This is a genomic window from Streptomyces sp. NBC_00400 (assembly GCF_036048035.1).
Lineage (GTDB): Bacteria > Actinomycetota > Actinomycetes > Streptomycetales > Streptomycetaceae > Streptomyces.
The window spans coordinates 6257876-6271901 of record NZ_CP107940.1 but is presented as its reverse complement, the minus strand read 5'-3'; the positions used below and the strand labels follow the sequence as shown (position 1 = coordinate 6271901).

Annotated in this window: 11 protein-coding genes; 6 read left to right on the top strand and 5 right to left on the bottom strand. The window is 73.3% G+C overall.

The features are described 5' to 3' along the window. Positions 1 to 5: 5 nt before the first annotated feature. Positions 6 to 479 carry a septum formation initiator family protein gene (locus OHS81_RS27445; protein ID WP_328387467.1) on the bottom strand — a complete coding sequence of 158 codons (474 nt, stop codon included), beginning with the start codon at positions 477 to 479 and terminating at the stop codon, positions 6 to 8. Beyond that, complete coding sequence (rsmH, locus tag OHS81_RS27440) at positions 476 to 1444, bottom strand: 16S rRNA (cytosine(1402)-N(4))-methyltransferase RsmH (protein ID WP_328387465.1); 969 nt, start codon at positions 1442 to 1444, stop codon at positions 476 to 478. Before rsmH ends, OHS81_RS27445 begins: the two co-directional genes overlap by 4 nt. A 506-nt stretch (positions 1445 to 1950) precedes the next feature. On the opposite strand from rsmH, the gene OHS81_RS27435 reads away from it, so the two are divergent. The 4 genes from OHS81_RS27435 to OHS81_RS27420 all read left to right on the top strand — a co-directional run bounded on the left by OHS81_RS27435 (position 1951) and on the right by OHS81_RS27420 (position 7807). After that, positions 1951 to 2511 (top strand): beta-class carbonic anhydrase, encoded by a 561-nt coding sequence (locus tag OHS81_RS27435; RefSeq protein WP_328387463.1) that lies wholly within the window; start codon positions 1951 to 1953, stop codon positions 2509 to 2511. A 232-nt stretch (positions 2512 to 2743) separates the two neighbouring features. After that, on the top strand, positions 2744 to 3817 hold the full coding sequence (locus OHS81_RS27430) for an AAA family ATPase (protein WP_443058773.1): 1074 nt from the start codon (positions 2744 to 2746) through the stop codon (positions 3815 to 3817). Beyond that, positions 3817 to 5199, top strand: a complete 1383-nt coding sequence (locus OHS81_RS27425; RefSeq protein WP_328387459.1) for a DUF58 domain-containing protein — start codon at positions 3817 to 3819, stop codon at positions 5197 to 5199. Before OHS81_RS27430 ends, OHS81_RS27425 begins: the two co-directional genes overlap by 1 nt. A gap of 148 nt (positions 5200 to 5347) precedes the next feature. Next, complete coding sequence (locus OHS81_RS27420) at positions 5348 to 7807, top strand: transglutaminase family protein (RefSeq protein WP_328387457.1); 2460 nt, start codon at positions 5348 to 5350, stop codon at positions 7805 to 7807. Between the two features lie 343 nt (positions 7808 to 8150). Here OHS81_RS27420 and OHS81_RS27415 read toward each other — a convergent pair whose 3' ends face one another. From OHS81_RS27415 to OHS81_RS27405, 3 genes are all read right to left on the bottom strand, one after another. Then, the gene (locus OHS81_RS27415) at positions 8151 to 8558 is read right to left on the bottom strand and encodes a DUF3040 domain-containing protein (protein WP_311623295.1); all 408 of its coding nucleotides are present in this window, start codon (positions 8556 to 8558) and stop codon (positions 8151 to 8153) included. A gap of 258 nt (positions 8559 to 8816) precedes the next feature. Continuing rightward, positions 8817 to 9572: a methyltransferase gene (locus tag OHS81_RS27410; RefSeq protein WP_328387452.1), complete on the bottom strand. Its 756-nt coding sequence runs from the start codon at positions 9570 to 9572 to the stop codon at positions 8817 to 8819. 488 nt (positions 9573 to 10060) lie between these two features. Then, entirely contained in the window at positions 10061 to 10546 is a 486-nt protein-coding gene (locus OHS81_RS27405) for an SAV_6107 family HEPN domain-containing protein (protein ID WP_328387450.1), read from the bottom strand. Positions 10547 to 10785: 239 nt separating this feature from the next. Between OHS81_RS27405 and OHS81_RS27400 the strand changes: the two genes are divergently transcribed. Beyond that, complete coding sequence (locus tag OHS81_RS27400; protein WP_328387448.1) at positions 10786 to 11718, top strand: ATP-binding cassette domain-containing protein; 933 nt, start codon at positions 10786 to 10788, stop codon at positions 11716 to 11718. Then, positions 11690 to 13897, top strand: coding sequence for a YhgE/Pip domain-containing protein (locus tag OHS81_RS27395; RefSeq protein ID WP_328387446.1), 2208 nt, complete (start codon positions 11690 to 11692; stop codon positions 13895 to 13897). The genes OHS81_RS27400 and OHS81_RS27395 overlap by 29 nt, the downstream gene beginning before the upstream one ends. Positions 13898 to 14026: the final 129 nt, after the last annotated feature.

The window sequence follows — 14026 nt, the reverse complement described above, 5'->3', positions numbered from 1 at the left end:
CGCGCTCACCTGCCGGAGGTCGTCGGGGAGAGGGCGGCCGGGGCCCGGTGGCCGGCCGCGCTCGCTGCCGACGGCTCGGCGGAGGTGCTCAGCGGGGCCCCGTCCGACGTGGCCGGGCCCGTCCTGCCGCGGACGGTGCCGTCCGGGAGCAGGAACGCGGGGCTGCCGCCCGGCACCATGCCCAGCCGGCGGGCCCGCCGCTCCAGCGCGCCGGGGGCGGAGTACGCGTCCACGTCCTGCTGCAGCGCCTGCTGCTCGTCCGTCAGCTCGTCGGTCTTCTTCTCCAGCTTGCTGAGCTCGAACGATCCCTGGTTGAGCGCGGAGTTGAGCAGCAGCAGGGTGATCAGGCCGGAGCCGAGCAGGACGACGATGAGGACCACGAAGGGCGTGCGGGCCGCGGTGCCGGCGGATCCGGCGCCGGAGGGGAACAGCGCGGCCAGGCGTTTCTGCCTGCCGCGCGGCCGCCCCTGGCCTTTCATGCGGTGTCCTCCACGTTCTCGCGGATACGCTCCGCGCCGCGCAGCCGGGCGGGGGCGGCCCGGCGGTTCTCGGCGACCTCCTCCTCCGTGGGGAGTTCGGCGCCGCGGGTCAGCAGCTTGAGCCGGGGCTGGTAGCGCTCGGGGACGACCGGCAGTCCGGCGGGCGCCGTATTGGCCGCTCCGGCCGCGAAGACCTGCTTGACCAGGCGGTCCTCCAGCGAGTGGTAGGAGAGCACGGCGATCCGGCCGCCCACGGCGAGCGCCTTCACGGCGGCCGGGACGGCGCGCTCGACACTGGCGAGCTCACCGTTGACCTCGATGCGCAGCGCCTGGAAGGTGCGCTTGGCGGGATTGCCGCCGGTGCGCTTGGCGGCCTGCGGCAGCGCATCCCGGATCAGCTCGACCAGCCGTGCGCTATTGGTGAACGGCTCCTTGGCACGCTCCCGGACGACGGCCTCGACGATCCGCTTGGCCTGCTTCTCCTCCCCGTAGGAGCGCAGGATCCGGACCAGCTCACCGGGCGCATAGGTGTTGAGGACATCCGCGGCGCTGATGCCGGTCGTCTGGTCCATCCGCATGTCCAGCGGGGCGTCCTGCGCATACGCGAAGCCGCGGTCGGCCTCGTCGAGCTGCATGGAGGACACGCCGAGGTCGAACAGGACGCCCTGGACGCGCGGGGTGCCGAGACGGCCGAGGACTTCGGGCAGCTCGTCGTAGACCGCGTGCACCAGGGTGGCGCGCTCTCCGTAGGGGGCGAGCCGTTCGCCCGCGAGCTTCAGGGCCGCGGGGTCGCGGTCGAGGGCGATCAGCCGGGCCGCCGGGAAGGTGGCGAGCAGCGCCTCGCTGTGCCCTCCGAGGCCGAGCGTGCAGTCGACGACGACCGCGCCGGGCTCGGCGAGGGCGGGGGCGAGCATGTCCAGGCACCGCTGGAGCATGACGGGGACGTGGCGAGTGCTGTTGGTCATGCGACGGCTCCGCTGCGCTCGGCCCGCCTGCGGGCGGCATGTGCGCACCGCTTCCTGAATCGCTCGCTACGCTCGCTCATGTGCCTTCCGATGGGCTGGGCGGCAGGTGGGGCCCCGGCCGCTGGCTGGGGGATGCCGCACGTACCGCTTGGTCCCCGCCCGCTCTGAAGGGGAAGTGGCCCTCCGGCGACGGGGAAGTGACGTCGGAAGACCATGGGAGCGGGAGGAGGCCGAGCCGTACGTACGACGCGCGCACGCGAGGAATCCGGTATCCAAGGAGAGCGTCACGCCTCCCACTTCGCGCCACTTTAGTCCACCGGTCGCCCCGGTCAATCAACCGGTTCCGCGCGTCCTGCGACGGCTTTCGCACCGCCTTTGCCGCGGGCTCCTCACCCGGACGGCGGCGCCCGGGACAGCCCTGTGGAGTACCTCACATGGAGTGACGTTGCCCCCTATGCCCGGCCTCTCAGACGGCCGGAGCGGCGGACGGCGATTACCGTGAATCCATGCCCATACCTGCATCGCAGCCGCTGCCCTCGTCCGCCGGCAGTGCCGGCACCCGCGCCGGTGACACCGTCACGGACGGTCTCGTCGAGGCGAACCGGCGGTACGCCGAAGCCTTCACCGACCCCGGGATGGACGCCCGGCCCGTCCGGAAGGTCGCCGTCGTGGCCTGTATGGACGCCCGGCTCGACCTGCACAAGGCACTCGGTCTCGAACTCGGCGACTGCCACACCATCCGCAATGCCGGCGGGGTGGTCACCGACGACATCATCCGGTCCCTGACCATCAGCCAGCGTGCCCTGGGCACCCGCTCGGTCGTCCTCATCCACCACACCGGCTGCGGTCTGCTCAGCCTGACCGAGGACTTCCGCCACGACCTGGCGGCCGAGGTCGGACAGCGCCCCACCTGGGCGGTCGAGGCCTTCAAGGACCTCGACGAGGACGTACGGCAGTCCATGGAGCGGGTGCGCACCTCGCCCTTCCTCCCGCACACCGACGATGTCCGCGGCTTTGTCTTCGACGTGACCACCGGACTGCTGCGGGAGATCGATCCGCAGCGCTGACACCCCCCGGCCCCGGCCTCCCTGACGTGCGAACGGGAACGAAAAGTCGCATTCGTCACGAAGGCCGGGGCCTATCCTTGTGAGTTATCCACAGGTCATGACGCGAAGCCGCGCGGGCGGCAAGAATGCGGGGGTGACGTCGTCCCGGCGGTGGCCGGGTGCGACGCCACGTTCGGGGTGGGCCGGTCCGCAAGAAGGCACCGGCCCGTAGTGCGGGGCCGAGGAGGGCCGAGTGACGGCGTATGACGAGCGAGCGAGCCTTGGGGGTCCCCCCGCCCGAGCGGAGCCGGGAGTGGGGGCGGCGCCGGGCGCAGGGGGAGGTCTGACCACCACCGCGGAGCGTATCCACCGGTCGGTGGAGGGCGTGATCGAGGGCAAGCCGGAGGTCGTACGGCTCGCGCTGACCGTGCTGCTGGCCGAGGGGCACCTGCTGATCGAGGATGTGCCCGGCGTCGGCAAGACCATGCTCGCCAAGGCACTCGCCCGCTCCATCGACTGCTCGGTGCGGCGCATCCAGTTCACGCCCGACCTGCTGCCCTCCGACATCACGGGCGTCAGCATCTTCGACCAGCAGCAGCGGGACTTCGAGTTCAAGCCCGGCGCGATCTTCTCCCAGTTCGTGATCGGCGACGAGATCAACCGCGCCTCGCCCAAGACCCAGTCGGCGCTCCTGGAGTCCATGGAGGAGCGCCAGGTCACGATGGACGGGCAGACCTACGAGCTGCCCAGCCCGTTCATGGTGGTCGCCACCCAGAACCCGGTCGAGATGGAGGGCACCTACCCCCTCCCCGAGGCACAGCGGGACCGCTTCATGGCGCGGGTGTCCATCGGCTACCCCAGCCCGTCGGCCGAGCTGCAGATGCTGGATGTGCACGGCGGTGCCTCACCGCTCGACGACCTCCGTCCGGTGGCGCACGCCCACGAGATCGTGAAGCTGATCGAGGTGGTGCGCACGGTCCATGTCGCCGAAACGGTGCGCAGATACACCGTGGACCTGGTGGCGGCCACCCGCAGCCATCCCGAGCTGCGGCTCGGCGCCTCACCGCGGGCGACCCTGCATCTGCTGCGCGCGGCCAAGGCCTCGGCCGCGCTCCTGGGGCGGGAGTACGTCCTCCCGGACGACGTCCAGTCGCTGGCGGCGGCGGTGCTCGCGCACCGGCTGCTGCCCACCGCCCAGGCCCAGTTGAACCGCCGGACGGCCGAACAGATCGTGCTGGAGATCCTGCGGCGCGTCCCGGTCCCCGACCCGTCCGCGCAGGCGTGGCGGACACCCGGTCAGCAGCCGCCCGGCGTACGGGGGTTGTGATGTCCGAGGGGGGCGGCGAGGGGACGGCGGAGCACTGCGGGCTGCGGGCGGCCCTCGGGGGGCTGACGACACGGGGCAGATCGTTCCTGGCGGCCGGGCTGGCGGCCATGGCGTGCTCCTACCTCCTGGGGCAGGCGGATCTGCTGCGGGTAGGTCTGCTGCTCGCCGCCCTCCCGCTGGTGTGCGTCCTGGTGCTGCACCGCACCCGCTACCGGGTCGCGGGCAGCCGTGCGCTCTCCCCCGCCCGGGTGCCCGCGACCGCCGAGTCCCGGGTCCGGCTGCGGATGGAGAACGTCTCCCGGCTGCCGACGGGCGTGCTGATGCTCCAGGACCGGGTGCCGTACGTCCTCGGCCCCCGGCCGCGCTTCGTCCTGGACCGCGTCGAGCCCGGCGGCCGCCGCGAGGTCTCCTACCGCGTCCGCGCCGACCTGCGCGGACGCTATCCGCTGGGGCCGCTGCAACTACGGCTCTCCGATCCGTTCGGGATGTGCGAGCTGACCCGTTCGTTCAGCACCGTCGACACCCTGACGGTGGTGCCGCGGGTCGAACCGCTGCCGCCGGTGCGGCTGGCCGGCGAGGCCGCCGGATACGGCGACGGACGCCAGCGCTCCCTGGCGCTGGCCGGCGAGGACGACCTCATTCCGCGCGACTACCGGCACGGCGACGATCTGCGCCGGGTCCACTGGCGGTCCACCGCGCGCCACGGCGAGCTGATGGTCCGCAGGGAGGAGCAGCCGCAGAAGGCGCGCTGCACGGTCCTGCTCGACACCCGCGCCGTCGCCCACCCGGGAGCGGGCCCCGACTCGGCCTTCGAGTGGGCGGTGGCGGGCGCCGCTTCGGCCGCGGTGCACCTGCTGGAGCGCGGCTTCTCGGTGCGGCTGCTGACCGACACCGGCACCTCGGTGCCCGGTCCCGACGGCGCCGGCGGTTTCGCGGGCGGCGCCGCATCCGCCGACGCCGTGGGCCTGCTGCTGGACACCCTCGCGGCCGTGGACCACTCCGAGGCAGAGGGACTGTCGGCGGTGTACGACGCCGTGCGCGGCGGCGACGAAGGAGTGCTGATCGCCTTCTTCGGCGATCTGGACGAGGAGCAGGCGGCGGTCGCCGGACGGATACGGCAGCGGTGCGGCGGGGCCGTCGCCTTCGTCCTGGACGGCGACGCCTGGACGCGAGGCCCCGGTGGGATCAGCTTGTCCGCCGGCCAGGTCCCGGTCGCCGAACGGGTCCGGCTGCTGCGCCGGGCGGGCTGGACGGCACTGCCGGTGACTCCCGGCGACGCGCTCGCCGACCTGTGGCGGGCGGCCGCGGACCGCGCCGGGCCGGATCCCGGGTGGCCGGCGGATGCGAGCACGCCGGAGACGGTGGCCGGGGGCCGGTCGTGAACGGGGGCGTGGAGATCGGACGGGTGACGGACAAGCGGCTGCGCGGGGGCGGGTGGTCGGGTACGCCCCGGCCCCGCGGCCGGGCAGGCGGCAGGGTCGGCGGACCGTACGGGCGGTGCCCGGGTCCCGAGGGAAATGAGGCACGGGCATGAGCGGCCGGGCGCGGCTGGCGGTGTGCGCGGCGGTGGCCACCCTGTGTGCCGCCGGCGCGCTGCTGCCGCTGGTGGATCCGATCACCTGGATGTTCGAGGCGGCGATCCTGCTGGCCCTCATGAGCGGCGTGGGTGCGGCGGCCCGCCGGGTGCCCCTCGCCGGACCGCTGACCATCGGCGTCCAGGCCCTGGCCGCCGTGCTGCTGATGACCCTGCTGTTCGCCAGGAACGAGGCGGTCCTCGGACTGCTGCCGGGACCGGACGCCCTAGCGGAATTCGGCCGGCTGCTGCAGGCCGGTGTACGGGACGTCGGCCGGTACGCCATCCCCGCCCCCGTCACCCCCGGCATCCGGTTGCTGCTGGTCCTGGGCGTGCTGGTGATCGGCCTGACGGTGGACGCGCTGGCGGTCACCTACCGCAGCGCCGCGCCCGCCGGGCTGCCGCTGCTCGCGCTGTATTCGGTGGCGGCGGGCCTGTCCCAGGGCGGCGCGGGCTGGCTGCTGTTCCTGACCGCGGCGGCCGGCTATCTGCTGCTTCTGCTGGCCGAGGGCCGCGACCGGCTCTCCCAGTGGGGCCGGGTGTTCGGCGGGCCGGTCGCCGGAGCGGACCGGCCGGGCGGCGGACGGGGGTTCGCGGCCGGCACCGGCGTGCCGGCGTCCGCCCCGGTCCGTACGGGCCGCAGGATCGGCGCGATGGCGCTCGGGCTCGCCGTGGTGGTGCCCGCCGTGCTGCCCTCCCTCGGCGGCGGCCTGCTGGGCACCTCCGGCAACGGCACGGGACCCGGCGGCGGTGGCACGATCTCCGCGGTGAACCCGCTGGTGTCGCTGCAGGACAGCCTCAACCAGCCCGAGGACAAAGAAGTCCTCAACTACCGCACGACCGCCTCCGACACCCGCGATCTGTATCTCCGGATCGTCGCCCTCGACCAGTTCGACGGCACGACCTGGAAGCCGTCCGAGCGCACGGTCACGGACGTCCCCGAGCAGCTTCCGCGACCGCCCGGCCTCAGCTCCGCGGTCGACCTCAACCGGATCAACACCTCCATCTCGACCGCCGGGTGGTACGCCCAGAACTGGCTGCCGCTCCCCTATCCGGCGTCCAGGGTGGACATCTCCGGGCGCTGGCGCTTCGAGCCCCAGGGCCGCACGCTCGTCGGGGACCGCGGGCAGAACACCCACGGCCTGCAGTACCAGGTCGAGAGCCTGCAGGTGCGGCCCACCTCCGGGCAGCTGGCCGCCGCGCCGGCGCCGCCCGCCGACCTGCTGCGCGAGTACACCAAGGTCCCGGACTCGCTGCCCCCCGTCGTACGCAACACCGCACGCCGGGTCACCCGCGGCGCACCGACCACCTACGCCAAGGCCGTCAAACTGCAGGACTGGTTCGCGCTCAACGGAGGCTTCAGCTACAACACGGACGTCCGGGCGGGCAGTGGTTCCGATGCCATTGCGCGGTTCCTGAGGCAGAAGGAGGGCTTCTGCGTCCACTTCTCCTTCTCGATGGCGGCGATGGCCCGGACGCTGGGCATCCCGGCCCGGGTCGCGGTCGGTTTCACCCCGGGCACCAAGCAGCCCGACGGCACGACCTCGGTCGGCCTCAAGGACGCCCATGCCTGGCCCGAGCTGTACTTCCAGGGCATCGGCTGGACCCGCTTCGAGCCGACCCCGAGCCGCGGCAGCATCCCTGACTACGCGTACCCCGCCACCCCGGGCACGGCCGACCGCGGCAGCCCGGCCCCGGCGCCCTCCCGGTCCGCGGCGCCCTCGGAGGGCCCCTCCGCGGACCCGTCCTGCGGCCCCGGCGCACAGCGGTCCGGCTCCGGCTCCGGCGCGGGCTCCGGTTCGGGGTGCCTCACGCTGCCCGCCGAGAACGGGGGCATCCGCCCCCCGGAGGACGGCCCGTCCCCCTGGGCGACCGCCGGTATCGCACTGGCAGCCCTGCTCGTCCTGCTGCTGCCCGTGGCCCCGCTGCTGTGGCGGCTGCGGACGCGGGCCGGACGGCTGGCGGCCGCCGGCCCGGACGGAGACCATGCGGCGGGCACCCTCGCCGCCTGGCAGGAGCTGCAGGACACCGCCTGGGACTTCGGCATCCTGCCGGACGAGTCGCTGACTCCGCGTAAGGCGGCCGCGCGGATCATCGGTCTCGGAGAACTGCAACCGGAGCCCGCCGCAGCCGCCCAGCGCGTTGCCGCGGCGGTGGAGCAGGTCCTGTACGCACCGCAACCGCAGCCGGTGTCCGGACTCGCCGCGGAGGTGCAACAGGTACGGGCCGGGTTGCGGGACGCCGCGCCCCGTGGCCTGAGGCTGCGCGCCCAGCTCGCCCCGCGTTCGGTGGCGCGCCTCCGTTGGGCCTGGTCAGCGCGGTGGACGGCCTGGCTGCTCCGGTGCCGCAGCAGCCGGCCGGTGGTCTCGGTACGGCGTGCGGCGGCCGCCCTCCGGCCGGGCCGGCAGCGGGCATAGTCACGAGGCCGGGGGCAGGGTGGCTCCCGAAGCGCCGGAAGGCCGGGCTCGGCGCGGAAGCACAGAGCCCGGCCTTCGGCAAGCGGAGAAGTCCCGGCGGGAAAGAACGGCGCACAGAGCAAGAAGAAACAGCGGGAAGAAATGCCGGAAAAGCAGCAGGAGAAATGGATTCGGAAAAGAAATGCCGGAGTAACTTCTGAAGCCCCATTGAGCTCGCCGGAACGATCTCAATGGGGCTTCAGGTCCACTTCAGACAGTCCCGCGGGCCCGCTTCCTCGCCCCGTCGGCTCAAGGGCTACTTGTTCCTCAGCCGCCCTGCGGTTGCTCAGTGGCCTGCAGTTGCTCAGTGGCCCTGCTGTTCGTCCCTGCGCCGCTGCCAGCGGTCCTCGATGCGATTCATCATCGAGCGCCGCTGCCTGGCCTGTCGGCGCGCCGGTGCACCACCTCCGGAACCCGCGCCGGACTGCTGCTCACCCGGCTTGGGGGCCTTGCGCCAGCCCGTGACCGCCAGCACTGCGCAGCCGAGCATGACGAGGAATCCCACCACGCTGATCCAGATCTGCTGCGCGACCATACCGGCCATGAGCAGGGCGATACCCACCAGGAAGCCCGCGACCGCTTGGTAGACCCGTCGCCGGGTGTACGTACGCAGCCCGCTTCCCTCAAGCGCTGTCGCGAACTTAGGATCTTCGGCGTACAGCGCTCGCTCCATTTGCTCGAGCATGCGCTGCTCGTGCTCCGAGAGCGGCACGGAGTCCTCCTACTCGTCGGTCGCGGGGGCGACCGGGGTGCGACCCTTTCAGGATAGGCAGGGAATCGTCCCCGTGAAACCCGCCCCTCGACGCCAATTCACTGTCCGGGCCGCCGCGGCGACCGGTGGTGATGCTGCCTGCATTCCCCACCCGCCTGTCCGCCATGCCGGAACGTCGTACCCCGATCATACGGGGCGAAGGGGCTGATCGGGTGGTCTGTGGCCGACTGCACGCGGTAGCCGGGTGTGCCGGGTGGGTCAGTCGCGCTCGGCGAGGACGTGCAACTGCGTGGCCACGGAGTGGAAGGCGGGCTGTTCGGCCGCGGCCGCTTCGAGCTTCAGCAGGGCGTCCATGGCGCCCGGCTCGGTGTCGACCAGCACCCCGGGGACGAGGTCGGCGAAGACCCGCACGCCGTGCACCGCGCCGACCTGCAGACCGGTGCCGGACACCAGCTCGGTGAGCTGGTCGGCGGTGAACCGGCGCGGCATCGGGTCGCCCTCGCCCCAGCGTCCGGACGGGTCGGTGAGGGCCTGGTGGGCCTCGGTGAAGTGGCCCGCGAGGGCGCGTGCGAGGACCGCGCCGCCCAGACCGGCCGCGAGCAGGCTGAGGGTGCCGGCCGGGCGCAGCGCGTCGACGGCGTTGCGGACGCCCTCGGCCGGGTCGTCGACGTACTCCAGCACGCCGTGGCAGAGCACGACGTCATGGACGCCGCGCTCGACGACGTCGAACAGACCGTGGGCGTCCCCCTGCACCGCGCGTACCCGGTCGGCGACGCCCGCCTCCGCGGCGCGGCGCTCCAGGGCGAAGAGGGCGTTGGGGCTGGGGTCGACGACCGTGACGCGGTGGCCGAGGCGGGCGACCGGCACGGCGAAGTTGCCGGTGCCGCCGCCGGTGTCGAGGACGTCCAGGGCGTCGCGCCCGGCGGCCTTGACCCGGCGCTCCAGGGCGTCCTTGAGGACGTCCCAGACCACGGCGGTACGAAGGGAGGCGCGGGGGCGCAGCGGGTCAGACACGGCGGGTGGCTCCTCGGCGGGGGCATGAACGTCTAGGCGTCCACCACCCTATTCCGTCCCGCGCCGTCCAGCGTCCGCCGTCCACGGAGCCGGCCGGGCGCCGGGGAGGGCGGGGCGCCGAGGGGCGTGGCGCCGGGGAACGCGGGATGCGGGGCGGAGGGGGCGGACGCGCTGGACGGCGGAGGGCTGACGCCGCCGGGGCTACGGGGCGACGGACCGCGGGGCGGGTGGGTGGCCTTGGCAGTGGGTGGCCCTGGCGGTGGGTGGCCCTGGCGGTGGGTGGCCCTGGCGGTGGGTGGCCCTGGCGGGGCGTGACCCCGGCAGTGGGTGGCGTCGCCGGGCGGGCGCCCCTTCTTCGCCTCTCCTCCTCCCCCTTTCCCCCCGGCCCCACCCCCTCCCCACCCACCCCACTCCCCCATCCCCCCGTCGCGGCTCCCCGCCGCCCCCGGCCTGCCGGACCCCGGCCCGCCGCCGCGATTGCGCCGTTCCTATCCCGCCCGCTGTGGCGGCAGCGACGGCTGGAGGAGCAGCATCCGCTCCACCAGGCGCAGGAACATGGCGGCGTCGCGCAGCAGATCGTCGGCGTCCCGGCGGCAGGCCGCGCCGGCTATACCGGCCTCGGCCTTCGCCCGGCGGGCGGCGCCGGCGGCGAAGAGGGCGCTCCACTCGGAGAGTTCGGGCGCGACCTCGGGAAGAACCTCCCAGGCGCTGCGGATACGCTGCCTGCGACGCAGCGTGCTCTCCGGCCGGCCGCGGACGGCGAGGACTGCGGCGGCGGTGCGCAGCGCGGCCAGATGGGCCGTGGCGAACTGTTCGTTGGGGGTTTCCAGGGTCTGTGCCTCATCGAGGCCCTGCTGGGCCTGGGCGAGCAAGGTGCGGGCGGCGGGTGGCGCGGCCGCCCTTCGCGGGACGGGGTGGACATCGCTCGGGGGACCGTACGCAGCGGAGCTGCCCCCGCTGGGACGAGCTGCCATGACGAACCTCCTGTCGTCGCATACCGGTTCGGGACCGAAGCCGATTCGGACCGTATGAAGCCATCGTGACGTACACCACTGACAATCGACACTGACCTGCACTTTCGTGGGAAAGGGGACATGCGCGCGGCGGATTTCCCGGGCGGATTTCCGGGCCGGATTCCCCACGCCCCCTTGCGGAACGGGGGGTGGGATACCGCATACTTTTTGAACTGACCAGTCAGTTCAAGGAGGGGATCGTGGACAGCACCCCGCACGGCGCGGCGGTCACGGCCACGGGATTCGGGGTCAAGGGCCCCCGTGGATGGGCGTTCCGGGACATCGGCATCACCGCCGGACCCGGCTCACTGATCGCCGTACAGGGCCCTTCGGGCTCGGGCCGTACGTGTCTGCTGCTCGCGCTCACCGGCCGGATGAAGTCCGCCGCCGGCACCGCCGAGGTCGGCGGACTGCCGCTGCCGAAGAAAAGGGCCGCTGTCCGGTCCGTCGCCGCGCTCGCCCATGTGCCGGGGGTCGCCGAGCTCGATCCCGCCCTCACGGTGGGCGAGCATCTGCGGGAACGCGCCCTGCTGCAGGGCCGGTTCGGCGGTTCACTGCGGGCACTGCTGCGGCCGCGGCACGAGCGCCGGGCCGAAGCCCGCGCCCTGGTGGACACCGCCCTCGCGGCGGCGGGCCTCGCCCCGGAGGCGCTGCCCAAGGGGATCCGTACGTCCGTCCGCGACCTGGAGCGGCTGGAGGCGCTGCGGCTGTCCGTGGCGCTCGCGCTGATCGGCGGCCCGCGGCTGCTGGCCGTCGACGACACCGATCTGAAGCTGTCCGACGACGAGCGCGCCGCGGCCTGGGCGTTGCTGCGCGGCCTGGCGGCGGCCGGTACCACCGTGCTGGCGGTGTGCAGCGAGCCGCCGGAGGACGGCGAGGGCGTGGTGCTGGTCCATACGGGCGCCCGCCCGGAGCGGAACACCCCGAAGGGCACGTCCGGCGAGTCCTCCGCCACCACGGATGCCACGGACGCCACGGACGAGCAGGACAGCGACGAGGCCGCCAAGGCCAACAAGGGCGGCAACAGCGGCAAGGGCTGCAAGGGCGGCAAAGACAGCACGTCCGGCAAGCACGACGGGCCCGACGACGAGGAGGGGGCAGCCGATGCGCTCGCCGAAGCTGGCCGCGCTTGAGCTGAAGCGGTTCGGCAGGGGGAAGCTGCCGCGCGCCGCGCTGGCCGCCCTTCTGCTGCTGCCGCTCCTGTACGGCGCGCTGTACCTGTGGTCCTTCTGGGACCCGTACGGGCGGCTGGACAAGATTCCGGTGGCGCTGGTCAACGAGGACAAGGGTGCGGCCGTCGACGGGAAGCACCTCTCGGCCGGCGACAGCATCGTCGACGGGCTGGCCGGCAGCCATACCTTCGACTGGCGCCCCGTGGACGCCAAGGAGGCCGCCCGGGGCGTCGAGGACGGCTCGTACTACCTCTCGCTGACGATCCCGAAGGACTTCAGCCGGCGGATCGCCTCCAGTTCCGGGGACCACCCGGAGACCGGCGCCCTCAAGGTACGGACGAACGACGCGAACAACTACATCGTCGGGCAGATCTCCCGGACGGTGTTCTCCGAGGTGCGTTCCGCGGCCTCCACGAAGTCGGCGCGTACCTTCCTCGACAAGATCTTCGTCTCGTTCTCGACGCTGCACGGCAAGACCGAGCAGGCCGCGGACGGTGCCGACCGGCTCCACGACGGCATCGGGCAGGCCCGGCACGGCGCGGGCGAACTGGCCGGCGGCCTGGGCACCGCGAAGGACGGCAGCGGCAAGCTGGTCACCGGCCTGGGCGACCTCGACGCGGGCGCGGGGCGGCTCTCCCGGGGCAGCTCTGACCTCGCCAGGGGAGCCGGGAGTGCCGCCCACGGCTCGCGCCAACTGGCCGACGGTTCCGGGCAGGTGGCCCAGGGGACCCAGCAGCTGGCCGACACGGTCAACGGGGTCGTCGGCAAGGTGGGGCCCTTCATCCGGGCGCACGGCAAGGAGATCGGCGAGGCGGCGCGGCTCGTCGCCGACGGTTCGCAGGCGGTGCGTGACCACCTCGGCAAGCTCCCCGCCGCGGCCTCCAGCGGGGCGAAGCTCTCCCGGGGGATCTCCGGCCATCTGGCCGCCTACTACCGGCTGCGCTGTGAGGGCGCGGTGCGGCTCGACACGTCCTGCACGGAGCTGAAGCAGCTCAAGGAGGAGGCGGCCACCGCGGCGGACCGGGCCGAGGAGGTCAGCGGGTACGTCCACGACCAGAAGAACCTCGACCAACTGGGCCGGGACCTGGACACGCTGCACTCCCTGGCGGGCGAGCTGGCGCGGCACGGGCCGACCCTGGGCGCCGACATGGACGCCGCCGTCAAGAAGATCAACGATCTCAACGACGGAGCGCACAAGGTGTCCGCGGGGGCGCGCAAGCTGGCCGCCGGCAACGCCCGGCTGGCCGCCGGCGCGGACAAGCTCGACGACGGCGCGCACCGGCTGCACGACGGTACGGGCCGTGCCGCGGCCGGTATGGGCGACCTCGACTCCGGTGTGGGCAGGCTCAAGGACGGTGCCCACACACTGAACGGCGGCATGTTCAAGCTCTCCGACGGCTCGCAGAAGCTGGCCGGCGGGCTGCACGACGGGGCGAAGCAGATCCCCGACTACGGCAGGAAGGACCGCGACGCACGTACCCAGGTCATGTCCGACCCCGTACAGCTGGCCTCGGACGCCGCCCACAAGGCGCCGAACTACGGCACCGGGTTCGCCCCGTATTTCATCCCGCTGTCCCTGTGGGTCGGCGCGATGGTGGCGTACATGCTGATCCAGCCGCTGAACCGGCGTGCGCTGGCGATGGGCGCGCCCTCCTGGCGGGTGGCGGTGTCCGGATGGCTGCCGGTGTTCGGTGTGGGGGTGCTGCAGACCGCCGCCCTGATGGCCGTATTGCACTTCGCGATCGGCCTGGAAATGGTGCGGGCGGCCGGCACGATCGGCTTCCTGGTGCTGGTCACGGCCTGTTTCTCGGCGATCGTGCAGTGGCTGAACGCACAGTTCGGCCCGGCCGGCCGGATCCTGGTGCTGGCGCTGCTGATGCTCCAGCTGACCTCCGCGGGCGGCACCTATCCCGTACAGACCAGTCCGGGCTTCTTCGCCGCCATCCACCCGTATCTGCCGATGAGTTACGTCGTGGAGGGGCTGCGCCGGCTGATCACCGGCGGGGAGCTCGCGCCGGTGTGGCAGGGCAGCGTGGTGCTGCTGGTGTTCACCGCGGGGGCGCTCGTGCTGACGTCCCTGACGGCACGCGGCCGGCAGGTGGTGCGGATGAAGGACCTGCACCCGGAGCTGAGCCTGTGAGCGCCGGTCCGCCGGCCGCAGCCGCCCGCCCGGCCCCCGCCGCCGCCCGGCCGGCGCTTCCCCCGGAGCCGCACGCCGGGCGGTCCCCTCGCCGCGCCGCGCACCGATCCCCGGGGACCGGCACAATCG